The sequence below is a fragment of the Blautia sp. MCC269 genome (genome assembly GCF_018785655.1).
GTDB lineage: Bacteria > Bacillota > Clostridia > Lachnospirales > Lachnospiraceae > Blautia_A.
Map to the genome: position 1 here is coordinate 164,769 of NZ_WQQE01000008.1, position 22,255 is coordinate 187,023.

A 22,255-nucleotide genomic window follows, 5' to 3' on the forward strand; every position below is an offset into this window, starting at 1 on the left:
ACCTTATGAACAATAAAAAAATCTTATTCTTCGACATAGACGGCACACTGCTCACCCCACACCCATTCAAGGTTCCGGAAAGCACCAGCCTCGCCCTCAAAAAAGCCCACGAAAACGGCCATCTCCTCTTCATCAACACCGGCCGCACCAAAGCCATGATGCCCTCTGAACTCTCAGACCTCCATTTCGATGGCTATATATACGGCTGTGGAACCCACATTTACATGGATAACAAACTGCTCTTCTTCCGCACAGTACCCAACCTTCTGTGCAAAGAAACCGTGAATCTTCTCCGCAAATGCAAGATCGAAGCACTCTTTGAATCCAACACCGAGATTCTGTACGATGGCGCATCCCCGGCACAGTCCGAATTCGGAGCCAGAATGCGGAAAGAAATCCCAATGGTAGACATCACGAAATTTAACCGTGAAGACGCCTGCACCTACTCCTACGACAAGTTCCTGGTACACATGCTGCCAGACTCCAATGTAGAAAAATTTCGCAGTTTCTGCAATGACCATTACACCTATTTTGAACACGGAGACGGAATCTGGGAAGTCACACAGAAAGGCACCAGCAAAGCCACAGGCATGAAATTTCTCCTGGACCGTCTTTCCATTCCGAAAGAAAACAGTTACGCATTCGGAGACAGTCCCAACGATCTCCCCATGCTGAAAGCAGCCGGAATCAGCGTGGCCATGGGCAACTCCTATGGCGATATCGAAAAGGACTGCACATATCAGACAAGCGCTGTTGATAAAGATGGAATCTGCAACGCACTGGAACATTTCAAACTGATCTGATTTGATAAAAAAAACGGGCAATGTACGATAAATGGTACATTGCCCGTTTTTTATACTCTTAATATAACTTTTTTATTTATTTCTCAGCTTCCGGTGTAGCAGTTGCCTCAACCTCTGTAGAATCTGCTGCAGTAGAATCCTCAGCCGCCGGAGTCTCAGTCACATCCGAATCCGGTGTCGGAGTTGGAGTCTGGATCGTAAAGCTGTGATTATCTGTGATCTTGATCTTCTTGATCAGTTTTGTCTCTTCTTTGATATCCGCTTTCTTTTTCCAGCCATCTGTAGTATCGTTATAAAAATCATCCTTCTTGGTATTTGTCAGAGACTCTTTCTTACTCTCTGTTGCTGTTTCATCATTCTTGGAATCCAGTCTTACCACATACCATACGGAATCTGTCTTGATAATCTCCTCGTTCAGTGCACCTTCATCCAGTTTTCTTAATGCGGTACGGACCTCATCCGGATAAGTAGTTCCGTTAGCCGCACTGTCATCGCCTTCCTCATAAGTCGGACAGGTACCGGTTGTTGCTGTCATATCTTTAGAAATCTCATCTCCAAGAGTATTGAAGTCTGCAGTAGGATCTTCTTTAACCTTGTCAAAGAATTTCTGGAGATTCTCTTTATTTGTCTTGATATCATCATCAGAAAGATCATCTCCGCTGACCTTCGCGCTTGCATAGCTGAAAGACATCTGCTGATATTCTTTCTCATCCAGCTTCACGTCTGCCTTGGCCTCAATGGCGTCTTTCATTTTCACATCGTAAGTCTCAAGCTCCAGGAAAGTTTTCACCATATCTTCATCAACTGCAAGCTCTGCAATTGTCTCATCAGAGTTTGCTGCAATAAAGTTCTTGGCAGCTTCCTCAAGAGCCTTCTGCTCATCCTCGGAGATCTCCACATTATACTCGGAAGCGTGCTCCTTCTCCAGGCACATTTTCTCAACAGTCTCAACGGATGTTGTTACCGCATTCTCACCGTAAGTCTCATCGGAATCATCACCCATCTTGGTACTCCAGATAGACATGTCGCTTCCGCCGCCAAGATACATCCTGTACATAGCCTCAGCCTGTGCCTGCTGCATACGTGCCGCAAGACTTACAACACCAAGCGGGATCTCCTGCTTATTCACTGTCACTGCAGTCTTTGTGCCGTCGAGTTTTTTATTTCCGCAGCCTGCCATCATTCCTGCTGCTGTAACGCAGACAAGAGCGGTAACTGCCGCTTTTTTTACTGAATTTTTCATTTCATCCTCCATCTATCCGTCCATAAAAATCACGGTCCGGCTCTTATTCCATAATGCTTAATTATAAACGTTTTCCTCTTTAAGAGCAAGGAATTTCACGAACTTACACGACATTTCACAAATTATCCACAAGTCTTTCCGGGAAAATATCCGGTATCCACAGACCGGATGTTTTTTCCCGTGGATAACCCTAAGCTTAGCTGATTCTTCCCTTTACTCCAGTGGCTCTGCCAGTTTTGCCAACTCCCCCGCAAACTTCATCAACTCTTCGATCAGCCTTCCCTGTGGTGTCAGGATAAATTTCGGCTCATGATCAGCCTTAAACTGCAAACCTCTCCGGTACTGCGCCATAATAGCCGGGATACCTGCGGGATCCAGCTTAGCCTTTTCATAGAGCGTGATCCGGACATCTTTTCCAAGCTGCTTGATCTCCGTCACATATCCCTGATGAGCAAGGGCCTTCAGTCTTGCAATGGCAAGAAGATTCAGTACTGCTTTCGTCGGCTCACCAAAACGGTCGATCAGCTCTTCCAGCATATCGTCATACTCCTGCTGACTCTCAATACCGGCAATTCGCTTGTAAATATCCAGTTTCTGAAATTCGTTGCTGATGTAGGAATCCGGAATAAATGCATCGATATTAAGATCAATGGTCGTCTCAAAATCATCCATAGTCTGGATTCCCTTAGCCTCCTTGACAGCCTCACTGAGCATCTTGCAGTAAAGGTCATAGCCCACCGCGTTCATATGGCCATGCTGCTGAGCTCCAAGAAGATTTCCTGCTCCACGGAGCTCCAGATCCTTCATGGCGATCTTAAAGCCGCTTCCAAGATCCGAATATTCCCGCATGGCGCTGAGTCGCTTTTCCGCTGTCTCCTGAAGCATCTTATTCTTCGTATACATCAGAAACGCATAGGCAGTACGGTTAGAACGTCCTACACGTCCGCGAAGCTGATACAGCTGAGAAAGACCATATCGATCGGAATCATGGATGATCATGGTATTTACATTGGAGATATCCAGTCCCGTCTCAATAATGGTAGTGGAAACCAGTACATCCACATCTCCGTTGATAAAATCATACATCACCTGCTCCAGTTCCCTCTGGCTCATCTGACCATGGGCAAAATCCACCCTGGCTTCCGGCACCAGCTTCGATATGCGAAGAGCTACCTCCGCAATATCATTAACCCGATTGTATACATAATAAACCTGGCCGCCACGTCGAAGTTCCCTGCGGATAGCCTCCCGGACAGTCTCCTCATCATATTCCATAACATACGTCTGGATCGGCACACGGTCCATAGGCGGCTCTTCCAGAACACTCATGTCACGGATACCAATGAGACTCATATGAAGAGTTCGGGGAATCGGAGTTGCAGTCAGTGTCAGCACATCCACATCTTTTTTCATCTGCTTGATCTTTTCTTTATGAGTGACACCGAAACGCTGTTCCTCATCAATGATCAGAAGTCCCAGATTCTTAAATTCCACATCTTTGGAAAGAACCCTGTGAGTACCGATCACAATGTCCACCTGGCCTTTTTTGATCCCCTCGATGGTCTTTTTCTGCTGGGCAGAAGTACGGAACCGGCAGAGAAGATCCACTTTCACCGGAAATTCCTTCATACGCTGCACAAAGGTGTTGTAATGCTGTTGGGCAAGAATGGTAGTGGGCACCAGATAAACGACCTGGCGGCTTTCCTGAACTGCCTTAAACGCAGCTCTTAAAGCAACCTCCGTCTTACCGTAACCAACGTCACCACACACAAGACGATCCATGATCTTGGTACTTTCCATGTCCTTCTTGGTATCCTCGATGGCTGCCAGCTGATCCTCTGTCTCCTCATAAGGAAACATTTCTTCAAATTCCTTCTGCCAGACCGTATCCGGGCCACAGACATAGCCCTCTTTTTCCTGGCGGACCGCATAAAGCTCCACCAACTCTTTTGCGATATTTTTAACCGCACCCCGGACACGGCTCTTGGTCTTGTTCCACTCCTGTCCGCCAAGTTTATTCAGCTTGGGTGTTTTTGCATTTTCGGAAGATCCGGAATATTTCTGCAAAGCATCCAACTGGGTTGCCAGGATGTAGAGATTGCTGCCACCACGGTACTCAATCTTGATGTAATCTTTTACAACTCGGTCCACTTCCACTTTTTCGATTCCACGATAAATTCCAAGTCCATGTTTTTCGTGGACAACAAGATCCCCGATGGAAAGCTCCGCAAAATCCTGGATACGGTTTCCACTGTACTTTTTCTTCTTTTTGCGCTTCTTCTGCTCTTTGCCGAAAATGTCTGTTTCCGTCATCACCGCAAATTTGATCAGCGGATACTGGAAACCACGGCGCGCATGGCCATAAACAACCATGATCTCGCCGGGGCTTATGATACGGTCTGTATCCTGGCTGTAAAAAGCATTCAGGCCTTCCTCTGAGAGATCCTTTGCCAGACGCTCTGCCCTTGTCCTGGAACCGGAAAGCAGGGCGATCCGGTACCCCTGGCTTTTATACTGGAGAAGATCTTTTACCAGAAGTTCAAAACTGCTGTTGTAAGAATCCACAGATTTCACCGTGAGATCAAATTCCTCATTGATCTTCCAGCCGGAACGTCTCGGAGAAAGTGCGGACACAGCCACGCAGTTCCGTCTGTTCAGTTTCTTCTGCACTTCCTGAAAACCACAGAGCCACTGTTCCGGAAGATTTGCCTCGCCTTTTTCCTCCCTGTGCATGCGGCTCTGACGGTACTCTTCCTCCACACCTTCGCCGTTTTCTGCCAGATGGTTCAGCTCCTCCAGAAACAGCAGTGTTTTTTCTTCCGGAAAATAATCCAGGAAAGATACCATATCCTCGCAGTCCATCTTTTCTGTAGCCGGATAAATGGTGATCTCATCTATATTTTCCAGAGATCTCTGGCTTTCTGCATCAAAACTCCGGATGGAATCGATCTCATCATTCCAGAGTTCAATACGCCATGGATTCTCCTCCGTCAGCGGATAGATATCAATGATCCCTCCCCGCACGGAAAACTGTCCCGGAAGCTCCACCTGGCCAACCCGCTCATATCCCAGATCCACCAGATCTGCTTTCAGCTGATCCAGATCGATCACACTGTCACTTTTAAAATGAAGAAGGCTGCTTTTGATCTTTTCCAGAGGCATCAAAAAATCCATGCATCCGTCTATGCTGGTAACCACCGTCACTTCTTCCTGCTCCAGAAGTGCCCGGATCACACGCATCCGCTGCCGGATCAGAAGATTTCCATGAATGTCTGCCTGAAAAAACAGAAGATCTTTTGCCGGATAAAAATATACATTTTTGTCATAGAAGCGGTAATCCTCATAAATTTCCTTTGCGTTACGTTCATCATCCGCAAGGATCAGATGACATGGAAAAAGCCCGGAAAGTCCATACATCAGATGGACTTTCTGGGACTCCATACATCCGGAAACATTAAGAATTCCGCGGTTTGCGCCACAGCGCTTTTTTATTTCTTCAAACTCTGCAAGGCCCTGCAGAGGCTGCAAAAATGCTTCCATACAAACCTCAATTCTTAGGCTTTTTCCTGTTATACTTATTCATCGCCGCATCCACGCCCTCGGACAGGATCATTTCTACGGCCTCTGCCGCATCATTAATTCCCTCGTCCACAAGCTTGCGGTCGCTGTCCGAAAAATGACCCAGCACAAAATCTGCCAGATCCCAGTCTTTCGGTTTCGCACCAACACCAACACGGATACGGATAAACTTCTCAGTTCCAAGACGACGGATAATATCCTTGATCCCGTTATGTCCGCCTGCACTGCCTTTTTTGCGGATACGAAGCTGTCCCGGTTCCAGATCGATATCATCGTAGATCACGATCAGCTCTGTCTCCGGATCGATCTTGAAATAGCTGGACATCTCCTGAATCGGACCGCCGCTTAAATTCATATAGGAAAGCGGTTTCATCAGAATGGCTTTTTCACCGCCGATGATGCTTTTTCCATACATGGCATTAAATTTTACGCCGCCCTGTGGGATATTATGCTTCTCCACAAGGCAGTCGATGGTGTCAAATCCCATGTTATGGCGGGTAGCCTCATACTGCTTTCCCGGATTTCCCAAACCTGCAATTAAATACATAAAAACTCCTCAATTAGTTGAAATATACCATCTCATCAGCAAGAGGCTCGCACACTTCCACATGCTCTGCATAAAGTACAATACCCTCTCCCTGATATTCCATTCTCTTTTCAAAAGCAACCTTCGCGGTAACTTCCACCCACTGTCCTTCTGCAATCTTCGGGGCAAAAGCGCTTTTGCAGATATATCCCAGGAATGTGGTATCATCTGCACAACATGTCATGGCTGTTCTTCCTGGAACAAAGAATTTGCTTCCCATTCCACGCGGTTTCAGGGCACGTGCCTTGAAATGGACAGTTTTTCCGACGTAACGGTCCGGATGATCCATGGAATCTACAAACCAGATGCCGTAATCCTCCGGAAGGATATCGATCACCGGTGCATCAATATCAAACGGCATCTCATCTTCAAAAAGATCACCAAGCTCGCCTTCTTCATCCTCAAAGATGATCTCTGCACGCTGGTTTACCACCTTGATGCTTCTTCTGTAGGAAGGAAGCGGATCCTCTTCCTGACAGCGGTTAAAGATAACCATATCTGCATTACGGACCATGTCCATAAAAAGGGACTTCATGTTGGCCATATAAACCTGGAATGTGCTGGCATCCACACAGGTAATGTGCTGTTCCACACCCCAGCCCGCCGGTTTTTCCATCTCTTCAAACTTGCTTACCAGCCACATGCCATTGTACTCAATAATCACACGTTCCGGCTGATGCAGGATATCCATTGCCGCAAGTCTCTCCGGTGTCAGTTCTTCCTCGCTGTCGATAACCTCCACAACGGTGTTGCTCTTTTTCAGGGCTTCCTCATCATACTCCTCTTCTCCTTCTTCGCAGAGGATAAGAAGTGTTTTTCCCTCAACCTGAAAATAATCCTGCTGCAGGGTAAAGCTCAGGAAAGAGGTCTTGCCACTTTCCAGAAAACCTGTGATCAGATAAATGGGAACTTTGATCTCTTCCATAAATTTATCCTGTAAGATACTATCCGTTAATCCGGACAGTATCCATTTCCTTTCTGTAATATAAAATCTGAAAAATTTCTCTTATGTTCTGTTTTTATGCGATTCCAAAAAGCTCTTCCAGAGCATGCTCATCAAGTTTGGAACCGATCACGCACAGACGGCCTGTATATTCCGGTGCGCCCTCACGGATCTCGGTTTCTTCCGGAACCATATCAAAATAGATCCATGTTCCGTCCTCTGCCGGAAGCATTCCTTTTGCACGGAGGATGATACCATATTTGTCAGACTCGGAAAGTGCCTCAAGGATCTTCTCAAGTCCCTCACGTGTGAATTTTTTAATTGTCTCACGGCCCCAACTTGTGAAGACCTCATCTGCATGATGGTGATGATGGTCATGTCCACAGCCGCACTCACCGTCGTGGTGATGATGGTGCTCATGCTCTTCGTGATCATGGCCGCAGCCACACGCGCCGTCATGGTCGTGGTCATGGCCGCAGCCGCACTCCTCGTCATGGTGATGATGGTGCTCATGCTCTTCGTGATCATGGTCATGTCCACAGCCGCACTCCTCATCATGGTCGTAGTGATGGTGATGCTCATGCTCTTCGTGATCATGGCCGCAGCCACACTCGTCATCATGATGATGGTGATGATGCTCATGCTCTTCCTCAAGCATTTCCTGCTCCAGAGATACCGGATGCTCCATAACCTCTACCAGTTTCTTTCCGTCAAGGTTCTCAATCGGAGTTGTGATGATGGCTGCATCTTTATTCAGGCTGCGAAGAAGCTCCAGGGACTCCTGAACTTTCTTCTCAGTTGCGATATCTGTACGGCTCATGATGATGGCGCCTGCATACTGGATCTGATTGTCAAAGAACTCACCGAAGTTCTTCATGTACATCTTGCATTTCTTGGCATCAACAACAGTTGTATAGCTGTTCAGTTTGATGTCAACCTCATCCTGAACACCCTGTACAGCTTTGATAACGTCAGAAAGTTTACCAACTCCGGATGGCTCGATGAGGATTCTGTCCGGGTTGTATTTGGTAACAACTTCTTTCAGGGAAGTACCGAAATCTCCAACCAGTGAGCAGCAGATACATCCGGAATTCATCTCACGGATCTGGATTCCGGCCTCTTTCAGGAAACCACCGTCAATACCGATCTCACCAAACTCGTTCTCGATCAGCACGACCTGCTCACCCTGAAATCCGTCTTTCAGAAGTTTTTTGATCAGAGTTGTTTTTCCGGCACCAAGGAAACCGGAGATAATATCAATTTTTACCATTTTGTATACACTCCTTTTAACGTAGTTTGACCAGGAAGTGTTTATACCCCCTGGTTGTATCCTGTTATGATCATGATGGAAGAGAAAAATTCTTGTTTCTCTCTCTGTTATCATTATATCCATTTTGTAAAACAGACATTCGTGTTCTGTTTTGCATCCAGATTAAGACAGGGATGTGAAAAGCTCACATCCCTGAAAATCGTTCCTCTTATCAGCCGTTGATCATAAAGCTCATAAGTTTGTCGATGTCCTCTTTCTCTGCTGCAACGATCTCAAGTTCCGGGATCTCACCGCCGGAGAAGATGTTTGCAAGAGATACATACTGAGAAAGTTTGGATTTCAGGTTCAGTCTGTCTCCCTCTCCTGTTACAAGCTCTACTCTGCCTTTACAGCTGTCAATTACCTCAAAAAATTTATCGATATCTGTAATATGTGTTACTTTCATTTTCAAAATCTCCTTTCTTAATTAAAGGGCTGTTCTTAACTCTTTCCGTTAGATTATACCCCAGTGTTTTTAAAAAAGCAATCCCCGCCGGGCAAAAACACTTCACAGATATTTCCTGTAAATAACAAATTCCTTTGTCACATTTCTTCAATCTCAACGGTACAGTCTTTTCTTCCTTTGTTCCATTTCATAAGATAAACTTTAAATCCAAGAGAATCTCTGGCAATGGTAAAAGGTTCCTCCCTGAGCACTTCCGACTCTGTTCCCTGTTTTTTCAGTTCTGCCTGTTTTCCCCGGGCTTTTTCCACCAGAACTTTCAACTGTTCATCCGCTTCTTTTCCAAAAGAACGATCTCCGTATCCGGCAGAAGCTTCCTGCAGTTTCCCGGAAAGGCACATTGTCACCTGGATGTGTTTCGTGCGGTGAAGCATTCCTGCCAGCTTCCGTGCTATCCATTTAAACGGAAATCTCCGATAGATCCCCAGCCATCTGACAAAAGTGCAGTCTCCCGCCTCACGTGCAATCTCTTTCATTACCGAAACAGCTCTTTCTGAAGGGATCCACGGCTCTTCCCTGGGCACAATATATTTCTCCGGAACAGCCGGATAACAGCAGTAGTTCAGAGGTGGGAACTCCACCAGTGCGGAAAGCTTCTCCTCCAGAGCATTGCAGCTGTCCCCGCCAATATAATCATATTTGTCACGCAGGATCGCCAGACGGTACTCCAGCTGCCGCAGATATTCATATCCTTCCACCCAGAAATGTCCGATCTGACTGTAATCGTAGAGATGTTTTTCCAGAGTCAGGGTTTCAAAAAACAGCGTCACTACCGAATCGTCCTGATGCACAACCAGAATGTATTCCCTTCCCTGACGGCTTAGATCTGCCAGGATCTCCCCCTCATAGTCCGGCTTGTATACACCAGTCATACGGGCATTTCCGAAGATGAGAAAACTTTCTACAGCGTCATTCATAAGATACACAAGACGTATCTCTCCGTTCCGTACATAAATATCCTGAGAATCTTTTTCATTTACTGCAACCAGCTCAAACTGATCTTCACCAAGCAGCTCTGCAAGCTTCTGAAAAGCATCTGGCAACTCTTCAAAAGCCTTCTCGGAAACGTATCTCTCCGGCGCTGTTTTTCCCGCAGTATTATTTCCAGTATTCATCAATTACCTCTTTGTTCAGTTTTTCTCCGATGACGATCATGATCTCCTGGCCAAGTTTCGTTGGCTGGATACAGATCTCATGGCGGGTGGCATTCAGCTCCAGCCACTGTCCGTCTTCTTTCTTAAGAAAACCTTTTACGCGGAAAACATCTCCGCAGGACGGGTCGTTCAAGATCTTTTCTGCTGTTTCCCGAAGTTCCTCTTCGCTCTTATGAACATTCATAAAAAACAGGGAATCAAATCCACCGCCTTCTGCATAGGATTCTTTCACATAATCTTCTGCCACATACCTGCAGTTCAAGATCTTTTCCAAATCTTCGTCTGTAAAATCATCCCAGTTTTTATCCATGATTTCGCTGTCCAGACGGCGCTTACACTGGATCTGACCAAGTGCACGGTTGAGATGTTCCTTTGTGCTGTGGATCTCTTCCTCTGTGGCTTCCTGACTCCTGCTCAGAAGTACGCAACCTGCATCTGCCACCTCAGAAGCCAGCAGATAATCCGCTTCCGCAGAAAAATCCTCCGCAAGCTTGGCATCCACAATAGCGATCACATTTCCGATCTCATACCACTTATCCAGTGGTTCCTCATGGAGGGCGTCAAAAAACTCATCCACATCAAAGATTCCGGATGGTTCCACGATCACACGGTCATAACCGCACATTCCCATGGCGATCAGTTTTGTCTTAAATCGACGTCTGTGACAGTCCGCGTCACATCCACCAGAAACCATCTCCAGCTCACAGTTGTCTCCCATCAGATCCTGAAGCAGCATCATATCCACATTTACTGCCCCGAAATCATTTTCCAGGATACCGATGTTCATGCCTTTTTTCAGAAGATAGGAGGCATATTTTTTTATAAATGTTGTCTTCCCGGATCCGAGAAATCCGGTTATCAGATCAATTTTTATCATATTTCTTCCTTTACTTTATCTCAATAATACTCCTGTCCGGCAGACACCGGACTGTTACCAGTATATAATCTTTTGCCCACAAAGAAAAGAGGCGGCCCTGAAAAATCTTCTCAGAACTGCCTCTTTCCGGCTATTTTACCCTTTTATGATTATGTATGAAGATTACTTTGTAAACAGATCTACCAGATCCTGGCCGTCATCATAACCCTGAGCTTTCAGCTCCTGAACGAACCACTCGTCTACGCCGTCTACTGCTTCCTTGAAGGAATCGATATCCATGTCCTCTTTCTCTGTGAAAGTTACACCGTTTTTGTCTGCCCAGCGTGTTTTGATCTCATCATCGCTGGAACGGTTGATGTAACGCTCATACTCAACAGCTTTCTGACCACACTCATCAACAACTGCCTGCTGCTCCGGTGTCAGTGCATCGTAAACATCCTGGTTGATGCAGAAGAACAGACAGTCATAAATGGCATCCCACATGGAGCAGTATGGCTGTACTTCCTGTACGCTGGCTGCATCGATTGCAGGTAACGGGTTCTCCTCGCCCTCTACGGTGTTCTGCTGAAGAGCTGTGTAAGTCTCAGACCAGTTCATGTTTGTGGCATCTGCGCCCCATCTCTTATAGCATTCCATAAGAAGGTTGGAACCAGCCACACGAACCTTCAGATTCTTCATATCATCTACAGATTTTACCTCATGCTTGCTGTTTGTCAACTCACGAAATCCGTTCTCTGCAATACCCATGCAGTGAAGTCCGTAGCCGTTAAGGATCTCCTTCAGCTTGTCTCCGGCCTCTCCGTCAAACTTCGCATCTGCATCATCGTAGGAATCATAGATGAACGGCAGGGATACCACATTGAAGCGTGGATCAAATGCAGAATAGATCAGATTGGAATGCATGGAGATCTGTACCGGGTCTCCGTTCATCAATGCCTGGATTCCCTCGGACTGATTTCCGTTTGTCAGCTGATCCGCTGCGTAAATGTTAACCTTGACCTTTCCTCCGGTAGCCTTTTCCATGAGTTCACCGAACTTACGTCCTCCATCAGCCCAGGTACTTGTCTCCGTTGTGGAGCATGCAAAGTTCCAGGTTGTCTCAGGCCAGTTCAGATCACTGTAATCCTCCACGGTATCTACCGAATCCTCTGTAAACAGATCTACAAGATCCTGTGCATCGTCATAGCCTGCACTCTTAAGCTCCTTTACAAACCAGTCGTCGATTCCGTCTACTGCTTTCTTGAAAGAATCGATATCCATATCCTCTTTCTTTGTAAAAGTCACACCGTTGCTCTTCTCCCAGCGGCTCATGATCTCCTCGTCGCCGGAACGGTTGATATAACGCTCATACTCAACAGCCTTCTGACCTGCCTCATCAACAACCTGCTGCTGTTCCGGTGTCAGGCTGTCATAGATATCCTGGTTGATACAGAAGAACAGACAATCATAGATTGCATCCCACATGGAGCAGTACGGCTGTACCTCCTGTACACTGGCTGCGTCGATCGCAGGCAACGGGTTCTCCTCACCCTCTACCGTATTCTGCTGAAGTGCTGTGTAGGTCTCAGACCAGTTCATATTTGTGGCATCTGCCCCCCATCTCTTATAGCATTCCATAAGAAGGTTGGAACCGGCCACACGAACCTTCAGGTTCTTCATGTCGTCTACTGTTTTTACTTCATGCTTGCTGTTTGTCAGCTCACGGAAACCGTTCTCTGCGATTCCCATACAGTGAAGTCCGTACTCACCAAGGATTTCTTTCAGCTTTTCTCCGGCCTCACCATCAAATTTTGCATCTGCGTCATCGTAAGAATCATAGATAAACGGCAGGGATACTACATTGAATCTCGGGTCAAATGCAGAGTAGATCAGATTGGAATGCATGGAGATCTGTACCGGGTCTCCGTTCATCAGTGCCTGGATTCCCTCGGACTGATTTCCGTTTGTCAGCTGGTCTGCTGCATAAATATTAACCTTGACTTTTCCGCCGGTTGCTTTTTCCATAAGCTCACCGAATTTACGTCCGCCGTCAGCCCAGGTACTTGTCTCCGTTGTAGAGCATGCGAAGTTCCATGTCATCTCCGGCCAGTCAAGATCACTGTAATCTGCGATGGTATTAAAGGAATCACTTCCGTCTCCGGCATCCTTGGAGCTCTGGCTTCCTGTGTCAGAAGACTGGTCTCCTGTATAGGAGCCCTCTTTTGCAAGCGCCTTCGGAAGAGCTGTGGAAACAGCCGGAATATAAGTGATGATCAGAAGAACTGCAACGGATGCAGCGATCATCGGCATAACTGCTCTGGAGATCTGCTGAAGAGTAACCTCCAGACCTTTTTTGATCTTGATACTGATGGCAACGAAAAGGTTTACACCTACAGGAGGTGTTACCTGTCCGATCGCAAGGTTAACTGTTGCCATAACACCGAATGCTACCACATCATAGCCCAGAGCCTTACATACCGGAAGCATGATCGGTACAAAAATATACATTGCAGAGTTTGCATCAATGAAGCATCCTGCGATCAGGAAAATGATGTTTACGATCAGAAGGAAAGTAAACTGATTATGTGCAATGCTGGCAAGAAGCTCCGATGCCGCATTTGCAATACCAAACTTGGTACATACAAAAGAGAACAGGGAAGCACTCGCTACGATCAGCATGATTCCGCCTGTTGTCTTTGCAGAATCCACAAGAATGTCAAACAGATCTTTGAGCTTAACCTCACGGTAGATCACCATACCAACAAACAGACCGTAAACAACAGATACTGCTGCAGCCTCAGTTGGTGTAAAGATACCACCGTAAATTCCTCCGAGGATGATAACCGGCATCAGGAATCCCCAGAATGCATCTTTAAATGTATCCCAGCGCTCTTTTGCGGAAGCTTTTTCACGGGATGGCTGAATGTTATGTTTCTTTGCCTCGATCATAACGATGATCACAAGAGCAACACCCATCAGAAGTCCCGGAACGATACCAGCCATGAACATATCTGCAATAGATACACCTGTGATGGAAGCGTATACAACGAATGCGATACTCGGTGGTATGACAATGGCGATAGAACTGGAGGTTGCCATCAGTGCTGTGGAAAACGGTGCGGAGAAACCGCCCTGCTCAACCATAGCCGGGATCAGAACTGCTCCAAGTGCCGCAACAGTTGCAGGACCGGAACCGGAGATCGCTCCGAAGAAGCAGGCTACGATAACACATACAATGGCAATACCGCCCTTTTTATGTCCTACGCAGGTATCTACGAAGTTGATCAGTCGTTTGGAAATACCGGCTTTTGCCATGATGTTTCCGGACAGAACGAAGAACGGGATGGCAAGAAGCAGGAATTTACTGATTCCGGAGTACATATTTGTAGCTACGATCGTCAGAGATGTGCCGGAATAAAGGATGGCACATACAGATGACAGACCTAAGCAGATCGCAATGGGAAGTCCCAGGATCAGGAAAATAAAGAAGGAGATAAATAAGATTGCACTGATCATTTATTTGTCCTCCTTTTCATCATCTTTTTTCAGGCAGAAGTCCAGGCAGTACTCAATAAAATGAAGGATCATACAGCCTGCTCCGATCGGCACGAAGGACCAGAAGATCCACTCCGGCCAGTTCAATACGAAAGTTCTCTTGCCGTTTGCCAGCTGTGTAAGAACTTTGTCCATTCCATATTTAAATAAAATTGCGGAAAAAACAATGCTCAGGACCGTGATCAGGATCACAGATGGTTTTTCCAGTTTTTTCGGAAGACGGTCCGTAACCAGTGTCAGACTTACCAGTCCTCCTTTTTCACGGCAGGCAAGTGCTGCTGCCAGAAGTGTGATGAGAACAAACACCGCTACAACAAGCTCTTCTGTAAAAGACCATGAGCGGTGGATGACCTTACGGGAAAATACATTTCCCACAGTCAGCACAAGGATCAGCAGTGTGGAAATGACCAGTACGATTTTTTCTACTGCTGCAAGTGCGTTCATGAGTTTTTTGTACACTTTCATACTCTTTCCCCTTTTGTATATTTTTCCGGTTTCAGATCCTTACCGCGTGGTTTAAAATGTTTTGGATAAAAAAAATCCGTCCCCTCTCAGGGACGGATATAAACTTCCGCAACCACCCTGTTTCTCCATTGAAACAAGCACGATTCTGCAACGTACCGGCATACGCGACTTCTGTAACGGGAAGTACCCGTGAAAACCTACTTACTTGTCTGAAACTTTCGGCTTTCCTTCTCAGGGATGATATTCAAGGCAGTTCCGACGCTGCATCACACCAGTCACAGCTCTCTGAAGACGGTTCCTCTGTCTTTACTGATTCCCTTCATGGAATTTACTTCTGTTATGTGTTAACTCTTTAATGAGTTAAATCAATTCTAACTCTGTTTGTTTTGATAGTCAAGTTTTTTTTTCAAAAACTCCTTCAGGCGTTCTTTCCTTCTCCGGCGAAGTACTCCTTCACAAGCTTTACAACCACACCGGAAAGCAGGAATACTGCGATAAGGTTAGGGATCGCCATCAGACCGTTGAAGGTCTCTGCGATACTCCAGAGAAGTCCAAGGTCAACAGTTGCACCGATGATTGCTACCAGAGAGTACAGTACCATAAAAGGTCTGATAGCTTTTTCCTTAAAAAGGAACTCCGCACATCTGGCTCCGTAAAGTCCCCATCCAATGATAGTGGAAAATGCGAAGCAGCACATGGCAACTGCTGTAAAGATGGAAACCCAGTTTCCGTATGTACTGGTAAAACCGCTGATGGTAAGCTCCGCTCCTGCTGCTGCGCCATAACCAACCGGCACCCCGCTGCAGAGGATGACAAGCGCTGTCAGCGTACAGATCACGATCGTGTCCGTGAATACCTCAAAGATCCCGAAAAATCCCTGTTTTACAGGTTTTCTGGTGTCTGCACAGGCATGTGCAATGGAACCGGTACCAAGACCTGCCTCATTGGAAAAAATACCTCTGGAAACACCTTTTTTCATACTCATGAAAAAGCTTCCTACTACGCCGCCTGTCACAGATGCCGGATTAAATGCCCCTCTGATGATAGCGCTGAAAACCCCCGGAACATTTTTCCAGTTGATGATAACTACACCGACGGCAAGAATAATATAAAACAATGCCATAAACGGTACCAGCTTTTCTGTAACCTGGCCGATCCTTTTGATTCCGCCAAGCAGGATCATTGCCACAAGAATCGCAAGGATGATCCCCATAACAAGGTTTACCGTAGAAGTATTGTCTGCAGCGATCACATTGTAATTGATCAGTGCAGAATCAATAGCTGTTGTAATGGTATTAACCTGGGTTGCATTTCCGGTTCCGAAAACAGTCAGCACACCGAAAGCGGAAAACAGATACGCCAGCCAGTGCCAGTGTTTCTTAAGGCCGTTCTTGATGTAATACATTGGTCCGCCAACCAGATCTCCGTTGGCATTTGTTTCACGGAAATGTACCGCAAGTGTTACTTCGGAAAACTTCGTACACATTCCAAGAAGTGCGGAAACCCACATCCAGAACACAGCTCCCGGTCCTCCGATAGCGATGGCACCTGCGACACCTGCAATATTTCCGGTTCCCACGGTAGCAGCCAAGGCGGTACAGACAGCCTGAAACGGTGTCAGACTTCCATCAGAAGCCTCACGTTTACGAAGCATACGTCCGATGGTTACCTTGATGGCATAAGGAAATTTCCGGATCTGGAGAAAATTCGTGCGGATACTTAAATAAAGACCCACACCAATAATACAAATCATTGCAGGAACGCCCCAGATGAAATTGTTTATGGCAGCATTCACTGATTCAATAACAGATAACATTCTATAACCCTTCCCTTATTTAATTTTGTCTTTTCGGTCAGTACGTTTGTTTGTACAAAAAAGACGATTCTCCAAATTATAGCACATTTTCTGTCGAATGTATAAGAGAAAAGCTTTATAATTTTACTATGATAAAGAAAGGAAGTGAATAAAAGCTGCCAATCCTGTTGTCAAATATGTGATACACCTGTAGTAAAAATACTTATCTGTGGTCAGTATCATTTTCCGTATCGTCCAGGAATGTAAATATATATCCCCAGTATTTCTCCAGGATCTTGCCTCTGCTTCCATAGATCTCATGCTTTGTTCCGATCATATGGATATAATCGCAGGTGGTTTTTCCCTGACGGTTGATCTTTCCGGCAAAATTCTTCAGGGCACGGACAGACACTAGATCTTCGGTCTGGGCCTGGATGAGCAGCATTGGTGCCGTATACTTTTTCCAGCCGTAAAGACGCAGATACCAGCTCATCTCTGCGGAAGCCCAGAGCCAGCCGTAGGACGGAGACCAGGTCTGGAGTTCTTTGTGCTCTGCGCGGAGATTTTTGTAACGCTCATATCTTGGTTTTGATGTTGCGGAACTTGTCTCAAAAGAACCGCCGCCATCGTATGGTTTTTTGCCTGCTACGTATTCTTCATCTTTTCCCAGAATGCACTTCTCCAGAGCGATTCCGGTGGCTGCAGGCCACGGAACATTTCCGGTAAGAGGCCGGATCATCGGGGAGGAAAGAATTACTTTGTGAAACCAGTCCGGCTCCCAGACTGCCGCAATACCGCCAATAGCGCCTCCCATGGAATGGGCAAAAAGATCCATTGGCAGATCCGGGTGAGCTTTTTTTATGTAGCGGCATGCTTTCAGGAAATCACGGACATAACGTCTCCAGGTATCGATGTGTACCAGGAACGGATCTGCAGTAAGGCGGTAACTCCGGCCGTGACCACAGTGTTCCGGAATATACACGTGGTAGCCTTCTTTCAGAAAATAGTAAGCCACTTCATCGTATTTCGCTGCGGATTCTGTAAAACCGTGACTGATGACCACCACACCTTTTGGCGCATCAGACAGATACTGCAGCATGTGGATCTTACCTGTGATCCGTTTGTTTTCATTGCGAAATGGATAGTCTGCTCCCGGTACATATAGTTCCCTTTTCCGGGCTGACAGATATGGCTCTACGGTATTTTTCATGGTTTCTTCGTATTCGTTCTCATGTATGATCTGCATATTGATTAAAAACCTCCCTTACTTTTGGTGTATTGCTTTTTTCTCTGCGATTTATGTTTATCCTTTGTAAGATTTTTGAATGATCGTTGATTTCTGTCTTCTTACAGGATAACAGAATTCACTTCTTCCGGCAATGTTTTTTAGTCCATTTTGCTCTTTAATTTCTGTTAAAAAATACCCGGACATTTTCGCATGTACCGGGCATTTCTGTTATGATTTCTGTTGTGTCAAGCGGATATTCGCAATCCCGAAAAGGACTTCCCTGATTCGGTTAAAAGAATTTCACAATGTCTTCCACATCTTTACGTTTCGGGCGTGCAGGCTCCTCTGCTGCTTTTCCGATTGCAATCACTGCAACTACGGTCTCTGTTTCCGGAATGGAAAGGATCTCACGGAGCTTATCTCCTGTACGGAGTCCCATGATCACAGTTCCATAACCAAGCTCCCATGCTTTAAGAACCAGGTTCTCATTCTGAAGTCCCAGATCATAGCAGCCCCAGCCATTTCCAAGTTCATTATCCGGTGTACCGTCTTTCTGGAAACCGGAACGGTTCTGTACAAAAGTAGTAATGATCAGAGCCGCATTCTCTGCCTTGGGCTGGTTCATTTCCGGAAGGCATTCTTTGCTGATCTTCTCTACCATATCTTCAGATGTCACACAGTAATATCTTCCTGTCTGGGAGTTCTTCCAGCTTGGTGCTTCCTGTGCCGCCCTGATTATGGTAAGCAGCTCATCTTTTGTGATCTTTCCCTCCGGGCTGTATTTACGGATGGTTCTTCTCTCTTCGATCAGTTTCTGAAATTCCATATTGATCCTCCTCGTCTGGTGATGCAGAATTTGTGTAATCATTATTAAGTTCTGCGGTTATTGGTATGCTGATTTATATGTTCATATTTTTCATGAAATAATTTTAGCACAATACTGTGTTGAAATCAATTTGTACTGCGAACAACATATGTACTGTAAACATTGAACACTGCTGTTCGCAAAATCACAAGCTTTCTTCTCAGAATTCCAGCATCTGTCTGGAATCTGCACCATCTTTCTTAAAATCAGAATTCAGAAACTCAATCTTCTTCGGCTGCACCTTGATCAGGTTCATGGTATGCGGCATTTTTTTCAGCGCATCCAGCGGGATCTTCCGAAACTCTGCCGCTGCATTATACTCATCAGAAAACGGTGCCACAAGCTCTGCCTCTCCTGTCACCTGCATTCCCTTCAGTTTGCCAAAGCCCTCATATTTATCAAAAATGGCCAGACACACATTCTTATTCTTTTCCAGTGCGGCAAACTTCTCGCCGCCTTCGGAAAACATCCAGAATGCACCATGATGATACGTATACTCGATAGGTGTGCAGCGCACAAACTCTCCCGCACCCGTTGCCAGTGCACAGGTTTTATTTGCCAGAATATACTCTTCCACTGCTTTCTTCAGCTTCGCTTCATCCAGCTTTACACTTTCTGCGTCTTTTTTCTTCCAGTAGGATGCAGCCTCTTCATATTCTTCATGGGAAAGATCTGTTTTTTCCAGAATCTCCTCACATTCATCTTTATCCAGGCACAACGGAATTCCAGTTACACTGTTTACGTTAAACCCGCCGTACCAGGTTCCTGTTACCTCCAGGATATCTCCTACTTTATAGTCAGAAGAATACTCGTCATTTTTTTTGATTACTTTGATCTTTGCCATTTTTTTGCGCCTCCTGATCTTTCTATACAAACGGATTATAAAATCTTCCAAAACGGATGGTCACTGTAAGGCTGATAATAAGCAGCACAACACCCAGCCCCAAAGTAATGAAATCTCTTTTTACAAAAGGTCTCTTCATATACCAGCTTCGCTTCTTATTCTTTCCGAATCCGCGAAGCTCCATGGCGTTGGAGATCACATCGATCCGGTTCAGGCTGGTAAGAATCAGCGGCAGAAGAATATTTACAGAATTTTTCAGCCGGGCAAAAAAGTGCTCATTTTTTCCAAGCTCCACTCCTCTGGCCTGCTGCGCCTGACTGATGCTGTGATAATCCCTCTGGATATCCGGAATGTAGCGCAATGCGATCGCAACAGAATATCCAACTTTATAGGAAATGCCAATGCTGTTCAGACTGGCCGCAAATTCACTTGGATTGGTAGCAGAAATGAAAAGGATCGCTACCGGCAGCGCCACAAAATATTTCAGGGAAATATTCAGCATATAAAACAGCTGCTCCTGTGTCACATCATATCTCCAGAACAGATGACAGATGATATGTTTTGTCCCATACAAAGTCGTACCCTGATTCGGGTCAAACAGAAAAATAAACAGATTGTTCAGAAGCAGAAATACCAGCATAAAAATCATCATAAAGCGGACTTCTTTAAATTTGATCCTGCTGAGTTTAAATGCGGCAATACTCACCGCAAACAGCCCCAAAAGTACCCAGGTATTGTAGGTGATCATGCTGGCAAAGGTAAACAGCAGGAAAAAAGCAAGCTTGGTTGTACCGGTCAGCTTATGCACCACACTCTCCCGCGGCAGATAATTCAGTACTGTTTTAGCAGCCATGGCTACGCACCTCCCTGTCTTCCTTTATGAAACGTTCCACAAACGCTTCCGCCGGTGTGATATCCATATGGTTGGCCAGTGTGAACAGACTGGTCTCCTTCAAGGCCGCCTTCTGTATCAGCTCCGGATCACAGAGAACGGCTGCCGCACTTCTATCTGCAATCAGCTGTCCGTCTGCAAATACCAGTGCACGTGGTGTATATTCCAGCATCAGGTGCATGTCATGAGTGATCATTACAACCGTAACTCCCTGCTCATTTAAACCACGGAGAAATTCCATGATCTCTGTATAATGGTGGAAATCCTGGCCCGCGGTGGGCTCATCCAAAATGATCAGTTCCGGATTCTGCACAAGAACACTTGCAATTGTCACACGTTTTTTCTGCCCGAAACTTAAAGCAGATACCGGCCAGTTACGGAAGGGGTAAAGGCCGCAGATCTTTAAGGTTTCCTCCACTTTTTCCCGAATCTCTGCATCACTTTTTCCCATATTTTTAAGGCTTAATGCAACCTCATCGAAGATCATGGTCTTGGAGATCATCTGGTTGGGGTTCTGCATAACATACCCGATATACTTTGCTCTGTGACGAATATTTTCCTGAAGAAGATCTCTGCCGTCAAAAAGAATCTCACCGGAATCCGGCGTTTCAAAGCCGCACACAAGCTTGGAAAATGTGGATTTTCCGGCACCGTTTTTTCCGACGATGCTGACCATCTCGCCTTTCCCGATAGAAAGACTTACATTGCGAAGTGTCTGATGATCTTTTGTGTAACCAAAACTTAAATTCTTTACTTCCAGAAGAGGTGTTTTTTCTGCTTCTTTTTCTGCTGTCGGCTGAGCATGGAACCAGTTGTGGATCTTTGTTCTGTCTGATTCATTTATGATCACGGAATCCACATGGGAAGGTTTTTTCTCTGGAAGGATATCCACTCCTGCGTAGCGCATAGCTGTCAGATACAATGGCTCGCGGATTCCGTTTTCTCCCAGAAGCCCTGTGGAAAGCAGTTCATCCGGATGAAGATCTGCAAGGATTCCTCCGTCTTTCATAAGAATGATGCGGTCTACATTTCGCCACAGAACATCCTCGAGACGATGCTCGATGATCACTACAGTAGTATCCGTTTTTTCCTGGATCTCATCGATCAGCTCAATGGTCTGCTTGCCAGTGGCAGGATCAAGGTTCGCCAGCGGCTCATCAAAGAGAAGGATCTTTACCTGATCCACCATAACGCCTGCAAGACTTACTCTCTGCTTCTGACCACCGGAAAGCTCATGAGGTGCATAGTCCATGTGGTTCTCAATCCCTACCAGTTCTGCCGCATGGCGGGTGATCTCATGCATCTCATTCTGGGGCGTGCAGCTGTTTTCCAGGGCAAAAGCAATGTCTTCCCCCACTGTCAGGCCGATAAACTGTCCGTCCGGGTCCTGTAATACAGTACCAACATGGGCAGACAGCTCGAAAATGCTGCTTTTTGGCGCATCGACGCCGTCTACAGTCAGCTCTCCGGTACATTCACCCGGATTGGAAAATGGATTCAGTCCGTTGATGCAGCCGGCAAGAGTGCTTTTTCCACAACCGGAAGGTCCGGCAATGAGAACTCTCTCACCTGGATAAATGTCCAGATTGATCCCCATCAGTGTAGGACGTTTCTGGGCACGGTACTGAAACGTAAAATTTTTAAAAGAAATAACAGGAGATTTTTTCTCAGTCAT

Annotated in this window: 17 protein-coding genes and 1 other annotated feature; of the genes, 1 reads left to right on the plus strand and 16 read right to left on the minus strand. The window is 46.0% G+C overall.

Translation table 11 applies throughout. From position 1 onward, the window contains the following. The first annotated feature begins 5 nt into the window (after positions 1–5). The gene (locus GPK88_RS02850) at positions 6–803 is read left to right on the plus strand and encodes an HAD family hydrolase (RefSeq protein ID WP_244092622.1); all 798 of its coding nucleotides are present in this window, start codon (positions 6–8) and stop codon (positions 801–803) included. A gap of 76 nt (positions 804–879) precedes the next feature. Here GPK88_RS02850 and GPK88_RS02855 read toward each other — a convergent pair whose 3' ends face one another. The 16 genes from GPK88_RS02855 to GPK88_RS02930 all read right to left on the minus strand — a co-directional run bounded on the left by GPK88_RS02855 (position 880) and on the right by GPK88_RS02930 (position 22,255). Beyond that, entirely contained in the window at positions 880–2,046 is a 1,167-nt protein-coding gene (locus GPK88_RS02855; protein WP_173762731.1) for an FKBP-type peptidylprolyl isomerase, read from the minus strand. Between the two features lie 213 nt (positions 2,047–2,259). Next, positions 2,260–5,586 carry a transcription-repair coupling factor gene (gene mfd / locus GPK88_RS02860; RefSeq protein WP_173762730.1) on the minus strand — a complete coding sequence of 1,109 codons (3,327 nt, stop codon included), beginning with the start codon at positions 5,584–5,586 and terminating at the stop codon, positions 2,260–2,262. 7 nt (positions 5,587–5,593) lie between these two features. Continuing rightward, positions 5,594–6,172: an aminoacyl-tRNA hydrolase gene (pth, locus tag GPK88_RS02865; RefSeq protein WP_021977127.1), complete on the minus strand. Its 579-nt coding sequence runs from the start codon at positions 6,170–6,172 to the stop codon at positions 5,594–5,596. Positions 6,173–6,185: 13 nt separating this feature from the next. Next, entirely contained in the window at positions 6,186–7,136 is a 951-nt protein-coding gene (locus GPK88_RS02870) for a TIGR03943 family putative permease subunit (protein WP_021977126.1), read from the minus strand. Positions 7,137–7,230: 94 nt separating this feature from the next. Then, positions 7,231–8,424: a CobW family GTP-binding protein gene (locus tag GPK88_RS02875; protein WP_174095581.1), complete on the minus strand. Its 1,194-nt coding sequence runs from the start codon at positions 8,422–8,424 to the stop codon at positions 7,231–7,233. Positions 8,425–8,635: 211 nt separating this feature from the next. Beyond that, positions 8,636–8,869, minus strand: coding sequence for a polya polymerase (locus tag GPK88_RS02880; RefSeq protein WP_118169595.1), 234 nt, complete (start codon positions 8,867–8,869; stop codon positions 8,636–8,638). Between the two features lie 137 nt (positions 8,870–9,006). Next, complete coding sequence (locus GPK88_RS02885) at positions 9,007–10,041, minus strand: DUF3878 family protein (protein WP_173762728.1); 1,035 nt, start codon at positions 10,039–10,041, stop codon at positions 9,007–9,009. Continuing rightward, positions 10,025–10,957 carry a GTP-binding protein gene (locus GPK88_RS02890; RefSeq protein WP_173762727.1) on the minus strand — a complete coding sequence of 311 codons (933 nt, stop codon included), beginning with the start codon at positions 10,955–10,957 and terminating at the stop codon, positions 10,025–10,027. Before GPK88_RS02890 ends, GPK88_RS02885 begins: the two co-directional genes overlap by 17 nt. A 162-nt stretch (positions 10,958–11,119) precedes the next feature. Continuing rightward, positions 11,120–14,452 carry a TRAP transporter large permease subunit gene (locus tag GPK88_RS02895; protein WP_173762726.1) on the minus strand — a complete coding sequence of 1,111 codons (3,333 nt, stop codon included), beginning with the start codon at positions 14,450–14,452 and terminating at the stop codon, positions 11,120–11,122. Further along, on the minus strand, positions 14,453–14,956 hold the full coding sequence (locus tag GPK88_RS02900) for a TRAP transporter small permease (RefSeq protein WP_015525504.1): 504 nt from the start codon (positions 14,954–14,956) through the stop codon (positions 14,453–14,455). A gap of 85 nt (positions 14,957–15,041) precedes the next feature. Next, positions 15,042–15,288 (minus strand) — a binding site (T-box leader). Between the two features lie 86 nt (positions 15,289–15,374). After that, a complete protein-coding gene (locus tag GPK88_RS02905; RefSeq protein ID WP_148446141.1) occupies positions 15,375–16,772 on the minus strand; it encodes an alanine/glycine:cation symporter family protein in 1,398 nt (465 codons plus the stop codon). Between the two features lie 202 nt (positions 16,773–16,974). Continuing rightward, positions 16,975–17,997, minus strand: coding sequence for an alpha/beta fold hydrolase (locus tag GPK88_RS02910; RefSeq protein ID WP_173762724.1), 1,023 nt, complete (start codon positions 17,995–17,997; stop codon positions 16,975–16,977). A 271-nt stretch (positions 17,998–18,268) separates the two neighbouring features. Then, a complete protein-coding gene (locus GPK88_RS02915) occupies positions 18,269–18,805 on the minus strand; it encodes a nitroreductase family protein (protein ID WP_021977439.1) in 537 nt (178 codons plus the stop codon). Between the two features lie 199 nt (positions 18,806–19,004). Next, positions 19,005–19,688: a pyridoxamine 5'-phosphate oxidase family protein gene (locus tag GPK88_RS02920; RefSeq protein ID WP_330384916.1), complete on the minus strand. Its 684-nt coding sequence runs from the start codon at positions 19,686–19,688 to the stop codon at positions 19,005–19,007. 22 nt (positions 19,689–19,710) lie between these two features. Then, positions 19,711–20,541, minus strand: a complete 831-nt coding sequence (locus GPK88_RS02925) for an energy-coupling factor transporter transmembrane component T family protein (RefSeq protein WP_173762723.1) — start codon at positions 20,539–20,541, stop codon at positions 19,711–19,713. Next, positions 20,531–22,255, minus strand: coding sequence for an ABC transporter ATP-binding protein (locus GPK88_RS02930; protein ID WP_173762722.1), 1,725 nt, complete (start codon positions 22,253–22,255; stop codon positions 20,531–20,533). Before GPK88_RS02930 ends, GPK88_RS02925 begins: the two co-directional genes overlap by 11 nt.